General features: G+C 73.4%; 1 protein-coding gene. It reads left to right on the forward strand.

What is annotated here, in order from left to right; translation table 11 throughout:
* A partial coding sequence (locus ACKX14_RS15710; RefSeq protein WP_422449314.1) for a class I SAM-dependent methyltransferase occupies positions 1 to 278 on the forward strand: 278 nt, incomplete at both ends.

Below are 278 nucleotides of genomic sequence, written 5' to 3' on the forward strand. Positions count from 1 at the left end.
CGGATCATCGATTGCGCCGGCGGCACCGGCGACATGGCCCGCCGCTACGCCGCCCTCGCCCGTCGGGCGCAGGAACGCCGCGGCGGGGCCGACGCCGAAGTGCTGGTCATCGACTACAACAGCGAGATGATCGCCGCGGGCCGGGAGAAGGGCTATCCGCCGGAGGTGATCTGGGCCGTGGGCGACGCCCAGCGGCTGCCGCTGCCCGACGGCTGCGCCGACGCCTATTCCATCGCCTTCGGAATCCGCAACGTCACCGACGTCCCCGCGGCGCTGCG

The sequence above is a fragment of the Thermorhabdus hydrogeniformans genome, assembly GCF_049310025.1.
Classification (GTDB): domain Bacteria; phylum Bacillota; class Thermosediminibacteria; order Thermosediminibacterales; family Tepidanaerobacteraceae; genus JBJYKD01.